Origin of the sequence: Bradyrhizobium pachyrhizi, assembly GCF_001189245.1 — a bacterium.
Taxonomy (GTDB): Bacteria; Pseudomonadota; Alphaproteobacteria; order Rhizobiales; family Xanthobacteraceae; genus Bradyrhizobium; species Bradyrhizobium pachyrhizi.
In genome coordinates this window covers 67874-71233 of sequence record NZ_LFIQ01000120.1, presented here as the reverse complement: position 1 = coordinate 71233, position 3360 = coordinate 67874, and the positions used below count along the sequence as shown (strand labels likewise).

General features: G+C 61.7%; 5 protein-coding genes. 2 read left to right on the top strand and 3 right to left on the bottom strand.

The genetic code is table 11. From position 1 onward, the window contains the following. Nucleotides 1-1406 precede the first annotated feature (1406 nt). A complete protein-coding gene (locus AKL29_RS37565) occupies nt 1407-1610 on the top strand; it encodes a hypothetical protein (RefSeq protein ID WP_028337111.1) in 204 nt (67 codons plus the stop codon). A 67-nt stretch (nt 1611-1677) separates the two neighbouring features. On the opposite strand, the gene AKL29_RS37560 is transcribed toward AKL29_RS37565, so the two are convergent. The 3 genes from AKL29_RS37560 to AKL29_RS37550 form a co-directional block, all read right to left on the bottom strand. Then, nucleotides 1678-1908 carry a hypothetical protein gene (locus tag AKL29_RS37560; protein ID WP_016848527.1) on the bottom strand — a complete coding sequence of 77 codons (231 nt, stop codon included), beginning with the start codon at nt 1906-1908 and terminating at the stop codon, nt 1678-1680. 97 nt (nt 1909-2005) lie between these two features. Continuing rightward, entirely contained in the window at nt 2006-2311 is a 306-nt protein-coding gene (locus AKL29_RS37555) for a hypothetical protein (RefSeq protein ID WP_028337112.1), read from the bottom strand. A 167-nt stretch (nt 2312-2478) separates the two neighbouring features. After that, nucleotides 2479-2610 carry a hypothetical protein gene (locus AKL29_RS37550; RefSeq protein WP_050387707.1) on the bottom strand — a complete coding sequence of 44 codons (132 nt, stop codon included), beginning with the start codon at nt 2608-2610 and terminating at the stop codon, nt 2479-2481. Between the two features lie 220 nt (nt 2611-2830). Here AKL29_RS37550 and AKL29_RS46115 point away from each other — a divergent pair. Then, the coding region (locus AKL29_RS46115; protein WP_244482645.1) for an amidase family protein at nt 2831-3360 on the top strand (530 nt) is incomplete at its 3' end.

Below are 3360 nucleotides of genomic sequence, written 5' to 3'. Positions count from 1 at the left end.
CTCATTCAGCGACAGCTCGCCGCCGATCACATCCCAATTCTCAACATGGCGGTCGGAGAAGTGCGCCGGCATCAGGTGTCCTAATTCCCCTCTGCCAGTGTCCTAACTAGGACAGCACCCGCCCGCGCCCTGCTCCAAAAGAAACGGCCCCAGCACCCTTGGAGGGCAATGCTGGGGCCGTTCTATATTTCCATTCTCACGCCGAACCGCCGCTTTTCGGTAATAGACGGCCCCTCTGGGCTCTGAAAATCGATCTTAATGAAACAGCCCTGCCCAGGGTTTGGATCATCAAATCAACGCCGGAGTTAGTCAACCAACTTGGGTGAATCAAAAGTAAATCAGTTGCTACTCTTTCCCGGATGCTTAACGGGTCTTAGTTCCCGCTGCTGGGCGCTTCCTGATTATCGTTAGCCGCGCACTCACGGCCGCCTCGGTGCGGCCTAGCTTCTGCGCGATCTCGCGCTGGGTTAGCTCGGTTTCGCGCATCATCCGTAGCAGGAGCTGTTCTTCTTCTTCGGCCCAAGCTGGCAAAACAGTTCTCCGAATTGTTTCATTTTGGAAATGCCAGCAGGAATTGCAAATTTCGATAGCCGCGTCTGTCCGGTGTTTTCCGGGTTGTCCTAATTCCCCGTGACGAGTGTCCTAACTAGGACAGCACCAGCAGACCGGCGCCGGCCTGTTTCCATCCACAGTGGCCCGCTTTAATTTTTGGCGTGGCCTGGTTTGCCATTAACCCCGACGCAACCAAGGGTTAGCCGATGTTCTCGGTAGGACTACCGAGAAGGCCCCTCAGATGTTCTTGCCCCATAACTTCCTGCGGGTCGCGATCTGTTCTCGCGGAATGTTTACTGGAACAATTGACCCGGCAGTGCCCTTATTTGGGGGCCCCCAGCCAGACAGGTAGCCCCCCGACTGCTGGAGGAAAACCCGCCTCCGGGACGGGTTGGCGGCCCCCTGTCGGGGCCGTTTAAAATTCCGTAGTTCTCCGGCCAAGAACAAAGTTCCGGGCCGTGCGATGCACCTCGCGCCCGAAGTTCCCCTGATAATCAACAAGTTAACCTGACAGGCGCGACGGCGTCCGATAGCGGCTGGCACAATCTGCATACTACCTTCGTACCCCTCCTGAGCCCTGGAAAAACTCCGTAGCCTTCGATGGAAGACTCGGGTTCCGCCAGTGTTCGTAACATTGGCCTGCTCAACCAGCGCGGATGCGCGGCGCTGCGCAGGCAACACGGCTGGCGACCGTTCCGTGGCGACGCTGCCGGCGGACGAATCCTTATCCGAAATCCACAACGACAGTTCGAACGGACGCGGCCTTTCATACGATCTTTTTACGGGTGCCGATCATTATTACAACTAATGGTTTAAATGTCGACGACCGCCCTTCATTCGCGGAACCGTTACAGATGATCCACAGGGGCATCGAGTTCAGCGTCACTCAGCTGATGGCCGGCGTCTGGAAATGGCGCTTCCAGATCGGCGATCGCGTCTTCACGGGCAAGACCGAAGCGAAGCTCGATCTTCTGGCGATCCGCCGCGTGCAGCTGCGGATCGATCGCGAGCTGAACAATCTGGGGCGGGAACGGACCCGCGGCAGCAATGGGGACTGAGGCACAGTCTATCGTGCACGCTCCGGTGCCCTGACGGGCTGGCCTGCGCGCTTCGCTCGAAAACGCTTCAATCCGCGCTGGCCAGCCGCCGCATCGTGAACTCGATGTCGCCGCCGGGAAGCTCGCGCCAACTCTCGACGGCGCTCATATAGGCCGCCTTCGGGTAGCGCTTGAGAAAGTCACGCGCCCTCACGCGGGCCTGATCGCGTGGCAGGCTGAAGGTCTCGCGCAGATAGCCGTCGTCCGGCTTTCGCCGCTCGGCCATCCGGCTGGCGAGATCGCGCGGACGAGACACCATGCCGCAACTCCGGACCAACTGACGACACCCCAATATAGGGGCGGCGGCAGGAGAATCCGAGTCTGCGGGAGATGGACGGCGTCGCCCCGAATGGGCGTTACTGGCTGCGCGGCGCGGCGCTTCCGGGCTGCGCCGAGCTTCCGGTCTTGGTCTTCGGCTTGGCAGGATGGGCGGCCGCCTTCGGCGGATCGCTGCGCACGACGCCCCAGGGATCGGACGATCCCTTGGAATCGGGAATCTTGCTGAGCGAGTCCTTGTAGGCCTTGTCCCTGACCGCGTCCTGTTCCTTCTCCTCCTGGGTCTTGCTCTTGACCTCAGGCATCAGGTTGACGTTCGGCATCATCTGCGCATAGGCCGGTGCCGACAGCAGCACCGCAACCGCAACTGCGCACAAAACTCTCATGAGAATACTCCCTGCATTTTCGTCGGCGGTATATCACCCCAAGAAAGCCGCCGCCAAGCGCGCCTGCCCGGCCCTGGATCATGGTGCGTTTCCACGGAATCGCATCATCCTTTTGTTTGAGCATGATCTTTTCGGAAAACCGGTTTCCACTTTTTTAGGATCATGCTCTAGAGATGGTCTGACTTGCAGGATTTCGGCGACTGCATCCAGTCGTCCCAGATCGGACCGCAGCGCGTGCAACCGCTGAGCGCAAGCCCGATCGCAACCACGCCGCCCAGCAACACCAACCTGCGGAACATGTACACCCCCACCACTCGTGAGGAGGCGACTGGGCGCCGAAACTGGGGCATTTTCAAGCCGGGCACGGCGCTTGCAGCGCAGCGCAAGTGCGCGTCGGAGCGCAGCGCAAGTGCGCGTCGGAGCGCAAGCGCGCGTCGGACGGGCTGCCGGCGCGCACTGGTTTGACCGGGCGGCCGCGCAAATTACAGTGCGCAACAAAGCAGAAAAGGAATCGATCAAATGACTTTGGCGATGAGCTGGGACGAGTGGACGCAGCACGACGGGACGGCGCTCGCGGAGCGCGTCCGCAACGGCGAGCTGACGCCCCGTGAGCTGGCGTCGCAGGCAGCCAGCGCCGTCGCCAAGGTCGATCCCGCGCTCTCCGGCGTCGTCGAGCTGTTCGACGACGTGATCGCCGATCCGGCGCGCGACGGCGCCGACCTCGACGGCCCGTTCGCCGGCCTGCCCTTCCTGATGAAGGACCTTGGCCCGACCCTGAAGGGACGGCTGCAGGAGATGGGCTCGCTGATGATGCGCGGCAATCGCGCCGCGGCGGACACCTTCCTGACCGCGAAGATGCGCAAGGCCGGCCTCAATTTGATCGGCCGCACCACGACGCCGGAGTTCGGGGTCTGCAGCTCGGCGGAAAATCCCGCGGTCTATGTCACGCGCAATCCCTGGAACACCGACTACACCACCTGCGGCTCGTCGGCAGGCAGCGCGGCGATAGTTGCCGCCGGTGCCGTGCCGATCGCGCATGCGACCGACGG

What these genes read in the sequence shown, in the direction of transcription:
- AKL29_RS37550 (WP_050387707.1), bottom strand. Translation starts at nt 2,610, where the DNA reads ATGTTCCGCAGGTTGGTGTTGCTGGGCGGCGTGGTTGCGATCGGGCTT.
- AKL29_RS37555 (WP_028337112.1), bottom strand. Translation starts at nt 2,311, where the DNA reads ATGAGAGTTTTGTGCGCAGTTGCGGTTGCGGTGCTGCTGTCGGCACCG.
- AKL29_RS37560 (WP_016848527.1), bottom strand. Translation starts at nt 1,908, where the DNA reads ATGGTGTCTCGTCCGCGCGATCTCGCCAGCCGGATGGCCGAGCGGCGA.
- AKL29_RS37565 (WP_028337111.1), top strand. Translation starts at nt 1,407, where the DNA reads ATGATCCACAGGGGCATCGAGTTCAGCGTCACTCAGCTGATGGCCGGC.